Source organism: Actinacidiphila alni, from assembly GCF_900112845.1.
Taxonomy (GTDB): Bacteria; Actinomycetota; Actinomycetes; order Streptomycetales; family Streptomycetaceae; genus Actinacidiphila; species Actinacidiphila alni.
In genome coordinates, this window is sequence record NZ_FONG01000003.1 from 266387 (window position 1) to 283584 (window position 17198).

At 72.0% G+C, this 17198-nt stretch carries 14 protein-coding genes and 2 pseudogenes; 7 read left to right on the forward strand and 9 right to left on the reverse strand.

Features of this window, described 5'->3' with window-relative positions; all coding sequences use genetic code 11:
• Positions 1 to 33: 33 nt before the first annotated feature.
• On the reverse strand, positions 34 to 1260 hold the full coding sequence (locus BM076_RS06845) for an acyltransferase family protein (RefSeq protein ID WP_177246357.1): 1227 nt from the start codon (positions 1258 to 1260) through the stop codon (positions 34 to 36).
• A 229-nt stretch (positions 1261 to 1489) separates the two neighbouring features.
• On the opposite strand from BM076_RS06845, the gene BM076_RS06850 reads away from it, so the two are divergent.
• Positions 1490 to 2992: a hypothetical protein gene (locus BM076_RS06850; protein WP_245795813.1), complete on the forward strand. Its 1503-nt coding sequence runs from the start codon at positions 1490 to 1492 to the stop codon at positions 2990 to 2992.
• Positions 2993 to 3075: 83 nt separating this feature from the next.
• Here the strand turns inward: BM076_RS06850 and BM076_RS35990 are convergent, their stop codons facing one another.
• From BM076_RS35990 to BM076_RS06870, 3 genes and pseudogenes are all read right to left on the reverse strand, one after another.
• On the reverse strand, positions 3076 to 3258 hold the full coding sequence (locus BM076_RS35990; protein WP_143120537.1) for a hypothetical protein: 183 nt from the start codon (positions 3256 to 3258) through the stop codon (positions 3076 to 3078).
• 109 nt (positions 3259 to 3367) lie between these two features.
• Positions 3368 to 4114, reverse strand: a complete 747-nt coding sequence (locus tag BM076_RS06860) for an AraC family transcriptional regulator (protein ID WP_093712461.1) — start codon at positions 4112 to 4114, stop codon at positions 3368 to 3370.
• Positions 4115 to 4353: 239 nt separating this feature from the next.
• Positions 4354 to 4474: pseudogene (locus BM076_RS06870) on the reverse strand (hypothetical protein); the annotation flags it as partial.
• A gap of 159 nt (positions 4475 to 4633) precedes the next feature.
• On the opposite strand from BM076_RS06870, the gene BM076_RS06875 reads away from it, so the two are divergent.
• Positions 4634 to 5320, forward strand: coding sequence for a M24 family metallopeptidase (locus tag BM076_RS06875; protein WP_245795815.1), 687 nt, complete (start codon positions 4634 to 4636; stop codon positions 5318 to 5320).
• Between the two features lie 193 nt (positions 5321 to 5513).
• Here the strand turns inward: BM076_RS06875 and BM076_RS37935 are convergent, their stop codons facing one another.
• The gene (locus BM076_RS37935) at positions 5514 to 5648 is read right to left on the reverse strand and encodes a hypothetical protein (RefSeq protein ID WP_265737082.1); all 135 of its coding nucleotides are present in this window, start codon (positions 5646 to 5648) and stop codon (positions 5514 to 5516) included.
• Here BM076_RS37935 and BM076_RS06880 point away from each other — a divergent pair.
• Positions 5649 to 5873: pseudogene (locus tag BM076_RS06880) on the forward strand (enoyl-CoA hydratase-related protein); the annotation flags it as partial.
• Positions 5874 to 5925: 52 nt separating this feature from the next.
• On the opposite strand, the gene BM076_RS06885 reads toward BM076_RS06880, so the two are convergent.
• A complete protein-coding gene (locus BM076_RS06885) occupies positions 5926 to 8697 on the reverse strand; it encodes a molybdopterin-dependent oxidoreductase (RefSeq protein ID WP_093712463.1) in 2772 nt (923 codons plus the stop codon).
• Complete coding sequence (locus BM076_RS06890; RefSeq protein WP_093712464.1) at positions 8694 to 9539, reverse strand: FAD binding domain-containing protein; 846 nt, start codon at positions 9537 to 9539, stop codon at positions 8694 to 8696. The genes BM076_RS06885 and BM076_RS06890 overlap by 4 nt, the downstream gene beginning before the upstream one ends.
• Positions 9540 to 9793: 254 nt before the next feature.
• Here BM076_RS06890 and BM076_RS06895 point away from each other — a divergent pair, with 254 nt between their 5' ends.
• Positions 9794 to 11383 (forward strand): PucR family transcriptional regulator, encoded by a 1590-nt coding sequence (locus BM076_RS06895; protein WP_093712465.1) that lies wholly within the window; start codon positions 9794 to 9796, stop codon positions 11381 to 11383.
• Between the two features lie 17 nt (positions 11384 to 11400).
• On the opposite strand, the gene BM076_RS06900 is transcribed toward BM076_RS06895, so the two are convergent.
• Positions 11401 to 11811: a TOBE domain-containing protein gene (locus tag BM076_RS06900; RefSeq protein WP_093712466.1), complete on the reverse strand. Its 411-nt coding sequence runs from the start codon at positions 11809 to 11811 to the stop codon at positions 11401 to 11403.
• 9 nt (positions 11812 to 11820) lie between these two features.
• Entirely contained in the window at positions 11821 to 13260 is a 1440-nt protein-coding gene (locus BM076_RS06905; RefSeq protein ID WP_093712467.1) for a short-chain fatty acyl-CoA regulator family protein, read from the reverse strand.
• A gap of 258 nt (positions 13261 to 13518) precedes the next feature.
• Here BM076_RS06905 and BM076_RS06910 point away from each other — a divergent pair, with 258 nt between their 5' ends.
• The 3 genes from BM076_RS06910 to BM076_RS06920 all read left to right on the forward strand — a co-directional run bounded on the left by BM076_RS06910 (position 13519) and on the right by BM076_RS06920 (position 17161).
• Positions 13519 to 15039: an MmgE/PrpD family protein gene (locus tag BM076_RS06910; RefSeq protein ID WP_093712468.1), complete on the forward strand. Its 1521-nt coding sequence runs from the start codon at positions 13519 to 13521 to the stop codon at positions 15037 to 15039.
• Positions 15039 to 15944 (forward strand): methylisocitrate lyase, encoded by a 906-nt coding sequence (gene prpB / locus BM076_RS06915; protein ID WP_093712469.1) that lies wholly within the window; start codon positions 15039 to 15041, stop codon positions 15942 to 15944. Before BM076_RS06910 ends, prpB begins: the two co-directional genes overlap by 1 nt.
• A 71-nt stretch (positions 15945 to 16015) precedes the next feature.
• The gene (locus BM076_RS06920; protein WP_093712470.1) at positions 16016 to 17161 is read left to right on the forward strand and encodes a bifunctional 2-methylcitrate synthase/citrate synthase; all 1146 of its coding nucleotides are present in this window, start codon (positions 16016 to 16018) and stop codon (positions 17159 to 17161) included.
• Positions 17162 to 17198: the final 37 nt, after the last annotated feature.

The following is a 17198-nucleotide window of genomic DNA, read 5'->3' on the forward strand; positions in this document are numbered from 1 at the left end:
GTCGGGTCGGGTCCGTGACCTCGCCGGAGGGGATCATCGCCTCGTCGCCGCGGGCACCTTCGCGGCGAAGTCCGGCGATGTGGCCGACGCCGGCAGCTGAGTCGGGGCCGGGACCGGGGCCGCGGTGGGTGGCTCGGAGGCACGGTCGGAGGGGATGGCGGGCCAGGGGGTGGCGAGCCACTTCCTGAGGCGGCGGGCCACCGGTTCCTCCACCAGACGGTGGATGAGGTACGCGCTCAGCAGGGCTCCGCCGACGAGAAGGCCCAGCAGCAGATAGGGCGGCAGCGCGTTGTGGTTGTGGAGGATGATCTCCAGGCCGATCTTCTCGTGGATCAGATACAGCGGATACGTCATGGCGCCCGCCACGGTGAGCCACCGCCAGTTGAGGAACTCCAGCTTTCCCCGCGCCACCGCGATGAGCACCGCGTAGAACAGCGCAAGCAGGACGACGCAGACGGCCCAGTAGACGGGGGTTCGGGCGTGGCCCTCGGCGGTGTCCGACAGGTCGTCCAGCTGGAACTGCCCGTCGAGCCAGGAGGCGGCGATGAGCAGCCAGATCTCCGGGCGCGGGCCGAACCGGTACATCAGGAAGATGCCGATGCCGCCGATGAAGAAGGGGGCGTAGGTGGGTTCGAAGACCTGGTTCAGGAAGTCGTTGTCCCCGCTCGTGGTCATGATGCAGGCGGCCATCCAGATCACGCAGAAGGTCATCACCCGGCGATAGGTCACCCCGAAGGCGACGACGACGGCGAAGAGCATGTAGAAGCGCAGCTCCGCCCAGAGCGTCCAGTACACGCCGTCGACGTAGGGCACGCCCATGCCGCGCTCGAACATCGTGAGATTGGCCAGCGTCTCCGGGGGCGACAGCCGTCCCGCCTTCGGCGTCAGGAAGACGACGGCCGAGGTGAGGATGACGGCCGCCCAGTACGCGGGGTACAGGCGGGTGAAGCGCGAAAAGAGGAACTGCCGGGGGGTGCGGTTCCAGCTCGACATGCAGATCACGAAGCCGCTGATCAGGAAGAAGAGGTACACCCCCAGCCAGCCGTAGCTGGTGATGCCGTGGATCGCCGGGAAGACCTCCGCGTCGGAACGGCCCCAGTAGTTCGTCGGGTTGTAGCCGGTGTAGTGGTAAAAGACAACCATCAGGGCAGCGATCAACCGGAGTCCGTCGAGGACGTAGAGCCTCCGCTTGACCGGCTGGGGCGCGGCGGCGCTCTCCTCACGAAGTGGTGACAATGTCTCCTGCGGAGGCAACCCCATGCTCAATCTTCCCGTCTTGATCAGATACGCCCTGCCCCCCCAAGCGGCTACCCAGCCCAAGCTAACAAGTGGCAAAACGCGTTGGTGAAGGAATGGTGAAGAACTCCTATGAGTCCGCACGCCGCCGGGAATCCGCGGCATGCGGGTCCGCTGGACGTCGGCGGGCAACCTTTTGCCGTCCGCTCCTATCTATCCAGGTGTACGTCTGCCCTCTGGAGGACTGCACCTCATGACCAGCCCTCTCACCGCGTTCCGGGTGCCGGCCCGAGTCCTGTCCGACCGTCGCGGCACGCAGCGCTCAGCGCCGTTGCTGGGCGCGGTCTGCGTGGCGTTCTTCCTGCTCCAGGTGACGCTGACGGTGCACGGCACCGGCCTGGGCTGGGACGAGACGGTCTACACCAGCCAGGTGAGCGGATCGGTCCCGGCGGCGTTCTTCAGCGCGCCCCGGGCCCGCGGCATCTCGTTCCTGGCGGCGCCCGTCGCGGAGCTGACGACCTCGACGACCGCCCTGCGGCTGTGGCTCGCGGCGCTGTCCTGCCTGGCGCTGTACGTCGCGCTGCGCGTCTGGCGGAATCTGGTGCCGGCCCCCGTACTCGCCCTGGCCGGCGGCCTGTTCGCCACACTGTGGATCACCATCTCCTACGGCCCCCAGGTGATGCCCAACCTGTGGAGCGCGTACGGGGCACTGGCCGCGGTCGGCTGCTTCCTGCGGGCCGCGCGTGACCGCACCGACCGTGCCGCACTGGCCGGGCTCTGCCTGGCGGTGGCGCTGACCGGACTGATGCGGCCGCCCGACGCGGTGTGGCTGGTCGCCCCGCTGGCCGTGGCCGCACTGTTCGTCCCCGGCGGACGCCGCCCGCTGCTGTGGGCCGTCCTCGTCGCGGGCGTGGCCCTGGGCTGCGGTGAGTGGGTGATCGAGGCGTACACGCGCTACGGCGGTCTCACCGAGCGCCTCCACCGCGGAAGCGCCATGCAGGGCGGCACCGGGTGGAACTTCGCGGTGGACGACCAGATCCGCGCGCTGGACGGCCGGACCCTGTGCCGCCCGTGCGACGTGCCGTGGACCCATCGGCGCACGGCGCTGTGGTGGTTCGTGCTGCCGCTGCCCGCGATCGGCGGCGCGGTGGCCGCGGCCCGCGCCGGACGGCGGGACACGGCGCTGCTGCCACTGCTCGTCGCCTCCAGCCTCGCCGTTCCCTACCTGTTCATGATCGACTACGCGGCGCCGCGTTTCCTGCTGCCCGCCTACGCCCTGCTCGCGCTCCCTGTCGCGTACGGCCTGTGGGCACTGCTCACCGCTCCGGCCGGGCGCCTCCGCCCGGTGCTGGTCGGCCTGGTCGTGGCCGCGCTCTGCTGCCACATGGCGATCCAACTGAGCGTCACCGACCGCGTGGCCGCCACCAGCCGGGCGATGCGCACCGCGTACGACGGCTTCGCCGACGACCTGCACGCCCACGGGGTGCGCCCGCCGTGCCTGCTCACCGGCGACCACGCCGTACCCATGGCCTTCTACGCCGGCTGCGCCTCCCGCCAGACCAAAGGACAGGACACCAGCATCACCCCGGCCGGGGTGGTCGCCGCCGCCCGGACCAGACCCGTGGCCGTCCTCGTCCCCACCCGCCACCGCCCACCTTCCTACGCCCGCACCTGGCGCCGCGTCCATCTCCCCGACTCCCGGCACACGCCCGGCTACTACGCCTACATCAAGTCCCCCACCGCTCCTGCCCGTTGACCACGCCGTACCGGCCGTCCGGCCGGGAGGAACGGACAGTGGCCCACGCACGGGCGGTCATCCGGCCCCGCCCGATCAGCGGTTCACCGCTGTCCACCGGTGGGTACGGTTCCGCGTGCGGCGGTGTGCATGGCGCCGAGGACGGCCTGGTGGGTGATCCAGCCGACGAGGCGGTCGTGGCCGGGATCGAGGACGCAGTCCCGCGCCCTCGGCAGTGACCAGGGCGTCGAGCGCGGTGGACAGGTCGGTGCCGGTCGCGACTCCACTTCGCCGGCATCTTCATCTGGTCAGCCCGATGATCCAAACGAAACGGCCCAGGTCCCGGTGCGCGGGTGGGTGACGGGAGGCTTCCGGCTCTCATCGTGGACCGCGACCCTACGGGTTGTCGGCGAGGTACGTTCCGGGGGTCTGACCGGTGGCTCGCCGGAAGGCAGCGATGAAGGCGCTCGGCCTGCGGTAGCCGACCGCACGTGCCGTGGTGTTGACAGGAGTGCCTGTCGCGAGTTTCTGGATCGCCGCGTGCACCCGGACCTGGGTGCGCCATTCGGCGAAGCTGAGGCCGGTCTCGTCGCGGAAGAGTCTCGACAGGGAACGCACGCTGGAATGCGTGAAGTCGGCCCAGGCGGCCAGTTCACGCTGGTCGGACGGGTCGGCGATGAGCCGCTCCGCGATCGTGCGCACGCGCGGGTCGGTGGGCATCGTGATCGGGATGTCGTGCGGCGGCAGTGGGCGGAGCAGCGTGAACATGAGCGCCTCGGCCGCCGGACGGCTCGGGTCGCCGGGCTCCACGCGGCGCAGGTGATTCATCAACTCGGCCAGCAGCGGGCTGATGTGGACGCCGGCGACGTCCGGCCAGGCGATCGTGCAGTGCTCGGGGTCGAAGGTCATCGACGAGCCTTCGCCGTCCCGCAGAATCCAGCCCGCATGAGGAACGCCGGCGGGAATCCAGAGTCCGTAGCCGGGCGGGATCAGCCAGTCGCGGGATCCGGTGCTGATCGTGACGGTGGCGGTCGAGGTCCAGAGGAGTTTGGGGCCGTCGTGCGTGTGGATGCCGGCGACCGGGGCGCGCTCGTAAGACGCGCCGTGTTCGATGGTGAGAATCGGCGTCGCGTCGGTCGTCATGCCTGCCCGGCCTGTTCGGGCGGCCAGGCAGCCGTTTCGAGGTATCCGATGCCCGTCGTACGCACAGCAGTGACTCTAGTGCTTTGACCGGGATGGAGGGAAAGTCCCCACGGCACCTCGACGAAGGCGCGCTCCTCGGTGGACAGCACCGAGCGTTGGCCCGGCGGGCCGGGGCCCATGTATCCCGTCTCCCGGCCGCCCATGGCGTTGGGTCGGCCGGTGAGCGAGGAACCGATTCGCCTTGTCGGCAGTCGCCTTCAGCACCGTGCGACGTCCGTCAGGACCGGCACCGACGTCGAGCATCATCCCGCAGCCGACACCGCAGTACGAGCAGACCGTCCGTACCTGCGTGATCGTCATGGTCACGGTTGGCCCCCAAACGTGATCGAATCCTTCCTCGGGCGGCGCTACGGAGGGCCCGTTGCGCCGTTGTCACGTCCCGCGACCGTCCGGGGTCACGCGCTCTGCACACCGGGGATCCGGTTGCCGTGCCGAGGGGCCGCACCTACCGTGAGCGGTGTGACGGACGAATCCACGCGCGCGGCACGGCTGTTGGACGCGCAGGCCAAAGCGGCGCGGTTGTTCGACGAGATCGAGGCGCGCCGTCTGGTCGCCGCGGGCGAGAGCGAACGCGCGGTCAGCGACCGGATCCGCGACGTGGCCAATGAACTGTTCGGCACCACCCACTACTGGCACAAGCGGATCGTGCGATCCGGGCCCAACACCCTGCTGCCGTACCGCGAGAATCCGCCGGACCGGGTCATTGGCGCTGACGACATCGCGTTCGCCGACTTCGGACCGATCTTCGAGGATTACGAGGCCGACTTCGGGCGGACGTTCGTCCTCGGCGACGACCCGGTCAAGCATTGCCTGCGGAACGACCTGCCGGCCGTCTTCGCCGCCGGGCGCCGCGCCTTCGAGGCGGACCCGGACATCACCGGCAAGCAGCTGTACGCCGAGGTGGAGCGGCTCGCGGCCGAGGCCGGCTGGCGGCTCGGCGGCTGGCACGTCGGTCATCTGGTCGGGGAATTCCCGCCCGAGTACAACGACTGGGAGGACGTGGACTCCCGCATCCTGCCCGCCAACGACAAGCCGCTGCGCCGTACGGACGAGGCGGGACAGCTCCTGCACTGGATCCTGGAAGTCCATCTCGTCGACCACGAGCGCGGCTTCGGAGGCTTCTACGAGCAACTGCTCGACCTCTAACCCGCGCGCGCCGTACGCGACGAGGCCGTGCGCGACATCCTTCAGGCGAGCGGCACCGCTTGGAATGGCCACCTCCCCGGCCTGGCCGCCGCCGCCCGCCGCGCGATGGACCACCTACTCCGGATGCTCGCACCCGGGCTGCCCAGGACGCGGCTTCGGGTGCCAACCCCTGGGGTATCCGTCCAGCTTCGACTCAGCCGCCGGGCAGCGCCGCAAGTGCCTGGCCGCCCGCCCCCGCAGAGGCCAGCAGTCCTGCCACCGCCTCAGCGTCCCGCAGCGTCTGCCGCAGCCGGGCCAATCGTCCTGGCGAGGCGTGGCCGGTAACCATGATCTCCTCGCCGAGGCCATGAAGACCGCCTCGACCGTCGCGGAGATGTCCCTGCCGGTCGCGATGATGGCCAAGGAAGCGGTCGCCCGCGCCTTCGAGACCGCCCTCGCCGAGGACGTCCGCTTCGAACGCTGCCTGTTCCACGCGGTGTTCGCCACCGCCGACCAGAAGGAGGGCATGGCGGCCTTCGTCGACGAGCGGCCACCGGACTTCACACACCGGTGACGTGTGCCGGGTCCGCCCGTACCGGTGCGCGAGGTCCGGTCCGACAGCGGGCTCACGCACCGCTGCGCGGCTCCTCGGTGCGGGTGCGTTGGTCGAGGGCGAGCCAGATGCGGTCGCGGCTCAGGGGGAGTTCGGTGAAGCGCAGTCCTGTGGCGTCGCGGATGGCGTTGGCCAGGGCGGGGGCGACCGGGTTGAAGGGGCTCTCGCTCATCGATTTGGCGCCGAGCGGGCCGATGGCGTCCGCGGTCTCCATGAAGTGGACCTCGGTGCGCGGCACATCGGCGTAGGCGGGCAGCCGGTACTGGCGGAAGGCGACGGTGGTGACCCTGCCGGTGTCGTCCAGGCGTACGTTCTCGAAGAGCGTCGCGCCGAGCGCCTGGGCCACGCCGCCCTCGACCTGGCCGCGGCATTGCATCGGGTTCATGACCTTCCCGGCGTCGGCGGCGTGCACGCTGCGCAGGATGCGGATCTCGCCGCTGCCGGGGTCGACGGCGACGCGGAACCACTGGGCGTTGAAGGCGACCGATCGCGGGGTGCCGCCGAAGTGACCGTCGGCGGCCAGTTCCCGGCCCGCCGCGCGGGCCGCCGCGTGCAGTTCCTTGAGCGGGAGCCGCCGCCCGCCGGGCGCCGTGACGGCCTCGCCGGTCAGGACGCACGTCCCCGGGGCCACGCCCAACTGCCCGGCGGCGAAGTCCAGGATCGACGCCGCGAGCGCCTGGCAGGCGCGCAGGGACGCCTTTCCCGCCACCACGACGCCGGTGGAGGCGAACGCGCCGGTGTCGTGCCGTACGACGTCGGTGTCCGACTGGCGGATGGTGATCCGGTCCGATGTGGTGCGCAGTTCCCCGGCCGCGATCTGGCTGTGCACGGTGGTGGTCCCGTTGCCGAATTCGGCGGTGCCGACCGCGAGGTCGTATGTGCCGTCGGCGCGCAGGGTGACGCGGGCGTCGGCGATGTGGCCGCCGGGCGGTCCGGTGGCGATCATCGCCAGCGCGGCGCCCTCGCCGACGAGCCAGCCCGCGGGCGCCTCCGCGGCGGGTTCGGCGCGCGCGGTGCGGACGATGTCAAGGCACTGGTCGAGGCCGTAGCTGGCGATGTGCAGGTCCTCCTCCTCGCCGCCGGGGGTGACCATGGGCTCGTCCGGCCCGATGATGTTCTTCTGCCGCAGGACCAGCGGGTCGATGCCGATCCTGCGGGCGAGTTCGTCCAGCGCCGACTCCATGGCGAACGTCACCTGGCCGAGGCCGTAGCCGCGGAAGGCGCCCGCGGGGACGGTGTGGGTGTAGACGGCGAAGCCGTCGGCCTTCTTGTAGGGGCAGCGGTAGACCGACAGCGACTCGCCGCAGGCGTGGAACATCACCGCCGGGCCGTGATTCCCGTACGCCCCGGTGTTGGAGACGACGCGGAGCTGCATCGCGGTGAGGACGCCGTCCCGGCGGGCGCCGAGCCGGACCGTGATGAGGAACGGGTGCCGGGTGGTGGCGCCGTAGAACTGCTCGGCGCGGGTGTACTCCAGTTTCACCGGCCGTCGCAGCCGCAGTACGGCGAAGGCGACGATGTCCTCCACCAGCATCTCCTGCTTGCCGCCGAAGCCGCCGCCGACCCGGCCCGCCACGACGCGCACCCGCTCCTCCGGCAGGCCGAACAGCGCGCACAGAGCGCGCCGGGTCAGGAACGGCGTTTGCGTACTGGAGCGCACCGTCAGCCGCTCCTCGCCGTCGTCGCCCTGTTCGAACCAGGCGACCGCGCCGTGGGTCTCCAGGCTGGCGTGCTGCACCCGCTGGGTGCGGAACGTCTCCTCGTAGACGACATCGGCCGCGGCGAATCCGGCCGCCACGTCACCGATCTCACCGTGCACCTCGCCGACGACGTTGTTCATCGGCCGTGCGATCCTGGCCACGCCGGCGTCCTTGCGGTGCACGACGGGCGCGCCGGGCCGCATCGCCTCCTCCGGGTCGAGCACGGCGGGCAGCACCTCGTAGACCACCTCGATCCTGCGGCACCCTTCCTCGGCGGCGGCCTCGCTGTCGGCAACGACGGCCGCGACGCGCTGTCCGACGTAGCGCACGGTGTCGTCCAGCAGCCGGGTGTCGTCCGGGTCCTCCTCCGGGTGCTCGTGCCGTGCGGTGGAGTAGAGCCGGTCGGGCGCGTCGTGATGGGTGAAGACGGCGTGGACCCCGGGTACGCGCAGGGCCGCGGTGGTGTCGATCGCGGTGATCCGCGCGTGGGCGTGCGGCGAGCGCAGCAGCTTCATGTGCAGCAGGCCCGGCACATCGATGTCGAAGGTGTAGCGGGCGGTGCCGGTGACGACCTTCGGCCCGGCCGGGGCGGGCAGATTGCGGCCCACCTCCGCGCCGGCGTCGGGCGCCTCCACGTGCTTGACGCCGCGCAGCGCGTCCTCGATCGCCCGGTAGCCGGTGCAGCGGCACAGATTGCCCTTCAACGCCCTGGGCAGGTCGGCGAGTTGGTCCTCGTCGAGGGCTGCGGAGGTCATCAGGAAGCCCGCGGTGCAGAAGCCGCACTGGAAGCCCTGGGCGTCGAGGAATTTCTGCTGGACGGGGTGGAGTTCGCCGTCCCTGGACAGCCCTTCGACGGTGGTGACGGCCCGGCCCCCGGCGCGCACGGCCGGGTAGAGGCAGCTGTGGACGGGCTCGCCGTCCACGTGCACCGTGCACGCCCCGCAGTCCCCGGCGTCGCACCCCTTCTTCACCCCGAACCAGCCGCGCTCGCGCAGATACGTGCGCAGGCACTGGCCGGGGCGCGGGCGGGTGTCGAAGCGCTGCTCGTTGACGTGGATCTCGAAGCCGGTGTCCTCGTCCGTCACCGCGCACCGCCCGAGGCGAATCGCCCGCCGTCCCCGGCGAGTTCGGCCCGGATCTCCTCGGCCAGCCGGAACGCCATGTGGCGGCGCCAGGCGGGCAGCCCGTGGATGTCGTCGTACCAGTCGCGGTCCTCGACGGCCGCCCCGATCGCCGCCCGCAGCGCCTCCGGCCCGGGCACGTCGGGGAAGCGCAGCCGGAAGGGGCGTACGGTCGCGGCCGTGATCGTGACGGCGAAGGACGCGTCCACCGGGTCGACGGCGCCGATGACCAGGGCGCCGGAGCGGCCCAGACCGTAGAGCGACGCCTGCCGGAACGCGGTGCGCGAGCCCAGGGCACGCGGGGAAAGGGTGACCGCGCGCAGCAGTTCGCCCTCGGCCAGGACCTTGGTGCCGGGACCGGTCACGAATTCCGCGACGGACACGGAGCGTACGGAGCCGTCCTGGGCGAGCAGGGTGCAGCGGCCGTCCAGCGCGGCGGTCAGCGAGATCATCGGCCCCGCGGGCAGGGCGTTGCACAGATTGCCGCCGACGGTCGCCATGTTCCAGATCTTGAACGAGGCGAGGAAGGCCCGGCAGCACTGCTCGACCAGCGGCGCCGCGACGGCCTCCAGCTCCTTCCCGTACCGGGACAGCCGGGCGATGGTGCACGTGGCGGCGATCTCCAGCGATCCGTCGGGCAGCCGGCGCAGCGGCTCCCAGCCCATCCGGCTCAGGTCGCGCAGCCGCCGCAGATGCGGCTGCGGCTCGGAGAACAGATACGTGCCGCCGCCCAGCCACGCGTCGCCCGCCCGCCACGGCACCCGGTCGCGGCCGTCACACACCTCCACCACCGTGTTGAGGTCCATGCCGTTTCCCCACTCTCCGTCCTACGGGTCCGGCTCCGGCCGGGCCCTGACCCGGTCAGTGAAACAACCCGTCCGCGGCGCCCACTACTGGCGGGGGAGACGGAAAAACACCACGGGCGGGCCCGTGCGCTGGAGGATCACACAAGAGGGTCATCGTCGCATTGCGCTTGCATTTACGATGCATGAACTCATCCTCGCCTGGTGAATGTGAGAAGTCCGCGCACTCGCCCGGTGACCGCGCAAGGAGTCGGCCCATGCACGTCCACGACCTCCTCCAGCTCGACAGGCTGGGCCTGACCCTGCTGTGGGGCGACCGGCAGCAGCTCGACCGGGAGATCAGCGGAGTGACGGCGACCGACCTGGCGGACCCGCGGCGGTTCCTCCAGCACGGCGAGATCGTGCTCAGCGGACTGGTCTGGTGGCGGCCGCAGGACGACCCGGCGAAGGCCGACCGCTTCGTCACCGCGCTGCGCACCGCGGGCGCCGTCGCACTGCTGGCCGGCGAGGAGACCCACGGCGCCGTGCCCGACGTGCTCGTACGGGCCTGCCGCGCGGGCGGCGTCCCCGTCATCGCGGTCCCCGCGCGCACCAGTTTCCGGGCCATCACCGAGGTCGTCTACCTGCGCCAGTGGGGCGACCTCAGCCGCCGCCCCCACCAGCACTACGCCCTGCCGGAGCACGTCCGTACCGAACTCGGCCGGCTGCTGGCCGCCGACGCCGAACCGGACGTCCTGCTCGGCCGCGGCTTCGCCGACCTCGCAAACCCCGCCTGCTATCTGCTGACCGCGAGCGGGCGCACCGTCGCGCGCACCCCGGGCGCCCCGGTCCTGCCGGCACCGCGCGCCGCCGAGCACCTGGCACGGTCCGCGGGAGCCGTCCTGCCGGTCGCGGCGGACAGCACCCCCTTCGACGCCTGGTGGCTGCACCTGCCCGACGCCACGGCGGTCCCGCCTCGCGTCCTGGACGAGATGGCCGACGTCCTCGGCCGGCACCGGCGCGACCGCGCGCACCGGGAGAGCGCGGCCGTGGACAGGGGCAGCGAACTCGCCGCGCTTCTCGCCGCACCGGCCGGGGACGGCCCGGCCCTGCGCGCCGCGCTGCGGGCCTGCGGACTGCCGGAGAACGGGCCGTATCAGGTGGCCGTCGTCGCCGCTCGCGCGACCGCCGACGCGGGTACGCCCCCGGATCCGGAGCCGGGGGCGGAAGCGGGTCCGGACGGTGCCATGGCCGTGGCGGCGCTGACCGAGGCGCTGCGTCACCACGACGGCCCGCCCTTCGCCGTCGGGCGGCTCCCCGGCGACGAAGCCCTGGCCGTGGCGGTCGTGGCCTCGACGGGCCGGTCGGACGCCGCCGGTGACATCGAGGCCCAAGTGCGCGAGACATGGCCGTGGCTGACCGACCGTCAGCCGGCCTTCGTCGCGCAGTGCGGACTCGGCTCCGTGGTGTCCGCACCATGGGAGCTGGCCGGCAGCCTGGTCCAGGCGCGCTACGCCCTGACGGTCGCCCGGACCTCCGCGCCCGGCTCGTCACACGTGATGTCGGCCGCCGACCTGAGCACCGCGCGGGCGCTGCTCGGCGGCGTCCCGGCGACCGTACGCGCGGCCTACCGCGCCCGGGTCCTGGGACCGCTCGCAGACGGGCGGACGGCATCGCACCGCGTGCTTCTGGAGACGCTGGAGACCTTCCTCGCCAACAGCGGTTCCTGGGCCCGTACCGCCGAGGTCCTGCACCTGCACGTCAACACCGTGCGCTACCGCGTCCAGCGCATAGAAGCACTCACCGGCCGCGACCTGAGCAAGCTGGAGAACAAGCTGGACCTTCGGACGGCCCTGCTCTGCGGCTGACCTGCCCGGCACGGGGCTCAACTCCCGTTGCCGCCGGGGCGGTCGACGTGCACGCTGGTCGACTTCACGCGCGCCGTGACCGCCATGCCCACCGCGATCCCCAGCTCGTCGACCGCCTCACGGCTCACCAGCGACACCAGCCGGTGCGGTCCCGACTGCACCTCCACCTGCGCGATCACCTCGTCCGACCTGACCGCCGTGACGATCCCGGCGAACGCGTTCCGTACCGACGTGGCGATCTCCTCGGGCGCCGCCGACAGGGCCGTGGCCCGCTCCGTGGCGAAGGCCGCCAGACTCACCCCGTCAATCGTCCGGTTGCCCCCGCCCTCCCGCTCCATCCGCAACTGACCACCGTCCGCCCACCGCCGGACCGTCTCCGAACTCACGCCGAGCAGCCGGGCGGCCTGACCAATGCTGTACGAGGGCATCCCAGGACTCTAACGGGACGGCGCGGACTCGACCGGATACGGCACGTAGGTGCGGCGGTCGGGGTCGACGGACAGGCGGCCGCCGGCCGGGGGGCGGGCGCGCTGGGCGCAGTCGCGGCGTTCGCAGATGCGGCAGCCGAGGCCGATGGGGGTGGCGGCGCGCGGGTCGTCCAGGGCGATGCCCTCGGCGTAGACCAGGCGGTGGGCGTGGCGCAGCTCGCAGCCGAGGGCGACGGCGAATTCGGCGCGCGGGGCCCGGTGGCCCGCGCCGCCGCGCGTGACGGTGCGGGCGACCCAGAAGTAGCGCTTGCCGTCGGGCATTTCGGCGACCTGGGTGAGGACGCGGCCGGGGGAGGAGAAGGCGGCGTAGACCGTCCACAGCGGGCAGGTGCCGCCGAAGCGGGAGAAGTGGAAGTCGGTGGCCGACTGGCGTTTGGAGACGTTCCCGGCCCGGTCGACGCGCAGGAAGGAGAAGGGCACGCCGCGGGCGCCGGAGCGCTGGAGGGTGCTGAGGCGGTGGCAGACGGTCTCGAAGCCGACGCCGAAGCGGGCCTGGAGGAGTTCGATGTCGTAGCGCAGTTCCTCGGCGGCGGCCCGGAAAACGGCGTAAGGCATGAGGACGGCGCCGGCGAAGTAATTGGCGAGGCCGATCCGGGCCAGGGCGGCGGACCGGTCGGAGGTGAAGGCGGCGGAGTCGGCCAGCGTGTCGAGCAGCGGGCGGTGCTCCAACAGGGCGATCTGGGTGGCGAGTTGGAACGCCTGGCGGCCGTCTTCCAGCCAGGGGGAGAGGAAGAGCAGACGGCGCGCGGCGTCGAAGCGGCGGACGTCCGCCGACCGTTCCGGGGCGGCGTCCACGACGGTGACGCCGTGACGTTCGGCGAGCCGGCGGCGCAGGACGTCCGCCGTGGTGCGCGCCGAGTCCAGGCCCCAGTCGCGTACGGCGTCCTCGGCGGCGCTGTCGAGCTGTTCGACGTGATTGTGGTGGGCGTAGAAGAAGTCCCGGACCTCGTCGTGCGGCTCGGCCGGGGGCAGGGCGCTCAGCGGTGCGCCGGGGGCGTCTGAGGAGGCCAGCGCGGCGACCTGTTCCGCGGCCTCCCGGTAGCGGCGGTGCAGCGCCACGAGGGCGCGGGCGACCTCGGGGTGGTCGCGGACGACCTCGGCGACCTCCTCGACCGAGACGGAGGTGTCGGTCGCCTCGTCGCCGAGTGCGGCGCGCAGGTCGGTGGTGAGGTGTTCCTCGGCGGCCTCGGAGAAGAACTCCGGGTCCACACCGAGGACTTCGGCGATCCGCAGCAGCACCTGGGCGGTCAGCGGGCGCTGATCGTGCTCGATCTGGTTGAGATAGCTGGTGGAGATGCCGAGCGAGCGGGCCAGCTCGACCTGGTTCATGCCGCGCTCGGCCCGCAGGCGGCGCAGCTTGGCGTGCGCGTAGATCTTCTGTCCGGCCATCGCGCCCCGCCTCCGTCCCCGCCCTGCCCCGCCCGTGAGTCGTGGCCGTTGTCGGCCACTCCTTTGTGAAACTATCATCCGCAGATTTCGCAAAGTTCGCAGATTCGCAGGCCGCGGGCGTACGGATTCCGCAGCGTGGAGCCGTCGCGTCCGACGCGGATCGTGGGAAAACTCGGTGCGTAGAGCCCGTACGAGGCCCGGATGAGCAACGTGCGGGAGTCGTACGAGAGCCGTACGGCGAGCACCGCGAGGAGTCCCGTGATCGACCACCAGGTACGTGTCCATTCCAGTGCCGACCGGCTGCCGCGCGAGGAGCAGCTCGCCTGGAAGTTGGCCGCCGTCGCCACCGGCACCCAGGAGGCCGCCGGGCTGGACCCGGAGGCTGCCGCGATGGCCGTCAACCGGGTGATCGACAACGTCTCGGTCGCGATGGCCTCGCTGCGCCGGCGTCCGGTCGCCGTCGCCCGCGCCCAGGCCGTACCGCACGCCGCGTCGCCCGGCGCTTCGGTGTTCGGCGCGGACCCCGGCCACCGGGTCTCTCCCGAATGGGCGGCCTGGGCCAACGGCACCGCGGTGCGCGAGCTGGACTTCCACGACACCTACCTCGCCGCGGACTACTCCCACCCCGGCGACAACATCCCGCCGCTGCTCGCCGCCGCCCAGCACACCGGGCGCTCCGGCGCCGACCTGCTGCGCGGCATCGTCGCCGCCTACGAGATCCACGTCGCCCTGGTGAAGGGCATCTGCCTGCACGCCCACCGCATCGACCACGTCGCGCACCTGAGCGCCGCCACCGCCTGCGGTCTCGGCGCCATGCTGCGGCTGCCGACCGAGACTGTGTACCAGGCGGTCGGCCAGGCGGTGCACACCACGACGGCGACCCGGCAGTCCCGCAAGGGCGAGATCTCCTCCTGGAAGGCGTTCGCGCCGGCCTTCGCGGGCAAGGCCGCGATCGAGGCGGTGGACCGGGCGATGCGCGGCGAGGGCGCGCCGGCGCCGATCTACGAGGGCGAGGACGGGTTCCTGGCCTGGCTGCTCGACGGGCCGCAGTCGTCGTACACCGTGACCCTGCCGGAAGCGGCCGAGGCGCGGCGCGCGATCCTGGACACGTACACCAAGGAGCACTCCGCCGAGTACCAGGCGCAGGCGGTCATCGACCTGGCGCGCGGGCTGCGCGAGAAGGCCGGACCGCTCGCGCGGGTGCGGGACATCGTGCTGCACACCAGCCACCACACGCACCATGTCATCGGCTCCGGCGCGGGCGATCCGCAGAAGTACGACCCCGAGGCCAGCCGCGAGACCCTCGACCACTCGGTGCCGTACATCTTCGCCGTCGCACTGGAGGACGGCACCTGGCACCACGAGCGGTCGTACGCGCCCGAGCGGGCCCGGCGGCCGGAGACTGTCGCGCTGTGGCGGAAGATCTCCACGGTCGAGGACCCGGAGTGGACCAGCCGCTACCACGACCCGGACCCGCGGCGCCGGGCCTTCGGTGGCCGAGCCGTGATGACGCTCACCGACGGCACCGTGATCGAGGACGAGCTGGCCGTCGCCGACGCGCACCCGGCGGGCGCCCGCCCCTTCGACCGCGCCGGTTACACCGGCAAATTCCGCACCCTCGCCGAAGGCGTCGTCGCCACCTCCGCGCAGGACGCCTTCCTCGACGCGGCGGGCCGCCTCGCCGACCTCGACACGGCGGGACTCACCGGTCTGTTCCCGGCCGTCGACACCGCCGCCGTCGCCGCGTACGACGCCCGGCTCCCGAAGGGCTTGTTCTGATGCTGCACACCCGCACCACACCCGCCGAGCGACGGACCCTGTTCCGTCAACGCCTCGCCACTGGACGGCTGTTGCAGATGCCGGGCGCGATCAACCCGTACTCCGCCAAGCTGATCGAGAACCACGGCTTCGAGGCGGCGTATCTGTCCGGCGCCGTACTCGCCGCCGAACTCTGCCTGCCCGACATCGGGTTGACGACGTCGACCGAGATCGCCGCCCGCGCCCAGCAGGTCACCCGGGTCACCGACCTGCCGGTGTTGATCGACGGCGACACCGGCTTCGGCGCCCCGGTCAACGCCGCCCGCACCGTCCAGCTCTTCGAGGACGCGGGCCTGGCCGGAATGCACCTGGAGGACCAGGTCGCCGTCAAGCGCTGCGGCCACCTCGACGGCAAGACGCTCGTGTCCCGGGACGAGATGGTCCAGCGGGTACGGGCCGCGGCCGACGCCCGGCGCGACGACGGCTTCCTGCTGATGGCCCGCACCGACGCCCGCGCCGTCGAGGGGCTGGACGCGGCGATCGAGCGCGCCAAGGCGTACGTGGACGCGGGCGCCGACGCGGTCTTCCCCGAAGCGCTCGCGGACGAGGGCGAGTTCGCGGCCTTCCGCGCCGCCGTGGACGTGCCGCTGCTCGCCAACATGACCGAATTCGGGAAGAGCCGGCTGCTCACCGCGGCCGAGCTGGAGAACCTCGGCTACAACATCGCCCTCTACCCGGTCACCCTCTTCCGCCTCGCCAACGGTGCCATCGAGGAGGGCTTGCGCACACTCGCCGCCGACGGCACCCAGGAATCCCTGCTGCCGCGGATGCAGACCCGCTCCCGGCTCTACGAAGTCCTCGGTTACGAGGACTACACGGCCTTCGACTCGGCCGTCTTCGACTTCACGCTGCCGCCCGGCGCCTGACACACCGTCACCCCCCCGGCGCCTGACGGCATGTCAGCCGCCCTGCCCCCGCTCCGTACCGGAGGACACCCATGACCAGCGCCCCGACCGTGCCCCCCGAGATCCACCGCGGCCTCGCCGGTGTCGTCGTCGACACCACCGAGATCTCCACCGTCATCCAGGAGACCAACTCCCTGACCTACCGCGGCTATCCGGTGCAGGATCTCGCCGCCCACCGCTCGTTCGAGGAGGTCGCGTACCTGCTGTGGCACGGCGACCTGCCCGACGCCGCGCAACTGCGGGAGTTCACCGCCCGCGAGCGTGCCCTGCGCCCGCTGGACCGCACCACCGCGGAATTCCTGGTCCGGCTGCCCGAGACCTGTCATCCGATGGACGTGCTGCGGACCGCCGTCAGCTTCTTCGGCGCCGAGGACCCCACCGAGGACGACGGCAGCCCGGCCGCCAACCGTGCCAAGTCCCTGAGCCTGCTGGCGAAGCTGCCCACCGTCGTCGCCGCCGACCACCGCAGGCGGCGCGGACTCGACCTGATCCAGCCCGACCCGGCCCTCGGCTACGCCGAGAACTTCTTCCACATGTGCTTCGGCCGCGTCCCCGAGCCCGAGGTCGTCCGCTGCTTCGAGATCTCCCTCATCCTCTACGCCGAACACAGCTTCAACGCCTCGACGTTCACCGCGCGCGTGGTCACCTCCACGCTCTCCGACCTCTACAGCGCGGTCACCGCCGCCATCGGCGCCCTCAAGGGCCCCCTGCACGGCGGCGCCAACGAGGCCGTGATGCACATGCTCAACGAGATCGGCGACCCGCGGCGGGCCGCCGACTGGCTCGACGAAGCCCTCGCCTCCCAGCGGAAGATCATGGGCTTCGGCCACCGCGTCTACAAGAACGGCGACTCCCGCGTCCCGATCATGCAGGAGGCCACCGACCGCCTCGTCGCCCGCGCCGGCGACCCCGAGGCCGCCCGCCTCGCCACCCTGCACGCGGCGCTGCGGCACGCCATGCTCACCCGCAAGGCCATCCACCCCAACCTCGACTACCCGGCCGGCCTCGCGTACCACCTCATGGGCTTCGACATCCCCACCTTCACGCCGATCTTCGTGATGAGCCGCATCACCGGCTGGACCGCCCACATCACCGAACAGCTCGAACACAACGCCCTCATCAGGCCCTTGGCGTCCTACGACGGCCGGGACCAGCGCCCGGTCCCGGCCGGGGCCTGATATTCCGTCCGATCCCGGGAATCGGTGGCGCGGCGCC

Excerpts from the sequence above, each read along its gene's own strand:
- BM076_RS06860 (WP_093712461.1), bottom strand. The coding sequence starts at position 4,114 with ATGACGACCGACGCGACGCCGATTCTCACCATCGAACACGGCGCGTCT.
- BM076_RS06920 (WP_093712470.1), top strand. The coding sequence starts at position 16,016 with ATGACCAGCGCCCCGACCGTGCCCCCCGAGATCCACCGCGGCCTCGCC.
- BM076_RS06895 (WP_093712465.1), top strand. The coding sequence starts at position 9,794 with ATGCACGTCCACGACCTCCTCCAGCTCGACAGGCTGGGCCTGACCCTG.
- BM076_RS06900 (WP_093712466.1), bottom strand. The coding sequence starts at position 11,811 with ATGCCCTCGTACAGCATTGGTCAGGCCGCCCGGCTGCTCGGCGTGAGT.
- BM076_RS06890 (WP_093712464.1), bottom strand. The coding sequence starts at position 9,539 with ATGGACCTCAACACGGTGGTGGAGGTGTGTGACGGCCGCGACCGGGTG.
- BM076_RS06845 (WP_177246357.1), bottom strand. The coding sequence starts at position 1,260 with ATGGGGTTGCCTCCGCAGGAGACATTGTCACCACTTCGTGAGGAGAGC.
- BM076_RS37935 (WP_265737082.1), bottom strand. The coding sequence starts at position 5,648 with ATGGTTACCGGCCACGCCTCGCCAGGACGATTGGCCCGGCTGCGGCAG.
- BM076_RS06905 (WP_093712467.1), bottom strand. The coding sequence starts at position 13,260 with ATGGCCGGACAGAAGATCTACGCGCACGCCAAGCTGCGCCGCCTGCGG.
- BM076_RS06850 (WP_245795813.1), top strand. The coding sequence starts at position 1,490 with ATGACCAGCCCTCTCACCGCGTTCCGGGTGCCGGCCCGAGTCCTGTCC.
- prpB (WP_093712469.1), top strand. The coding sequence starts at position 15,039 with ATGCTGCACACCCGCACCACACCCGCCGAGCGACGGACCCTGTTCCGT.